The organism is Achromobacter sp. GbtcB20, assembly GCF_019091095.1.
Taxonomy (GTDB): Bacteria; Pseudomonadota; Gammaproteobacteria; order Burkholderiales; family Burkholderiaceae_B; genus Achromobacter; species Achromobacter mucicolens.
Genome location: NZ_JAGXJZ010000963.1, coordinates 1 through 231, shown reverse-complemented (window position 1 = coordinate 231; position 231 = coordinate 1). Strand labels below are relative to the sequence as shown.

1 protein-coding gene is annotated in these 231 nt (G+C 57.6%); it reads right to left on the bottom strand.

Features of this window, described 5'->3' with window-relative positions; all coding sequences use genetic code 11:
- A partial coding sequence (locus tag KVT32_RS31845; RefSeq protein WP_371825656.1) for a patatin-like phospholipase family protein occupies positions 1-194 on the bottom strand: 194 nt, incomplete at its 3' end.
- Positions 195-231 lie beyond the last annotated feature (37 nt).

Sequence of the window (231 nt, the reverse complement as noted above, 5' to 3'; positions counted from 1 at the left end):
CCGAAGAAGCCTGGTGCGTTTCCAACTAAGCCGCCGTCGACAAAGGCACCGCGGCCATTACGTACGATAGGGAAGTACACCGGGGCAGCAGAGGTCGCGAGCCCCACCTCTACCAAGGTCAAATGGTGGTCTCGCTCAAACGTCACGTGGTGCGGAGTCTTGAAGAACTGGCCTTTCCCCGTGCTGTAGTTCACAGCAGGTATCAGTACACGATGTCGCAAGTGGCCAATC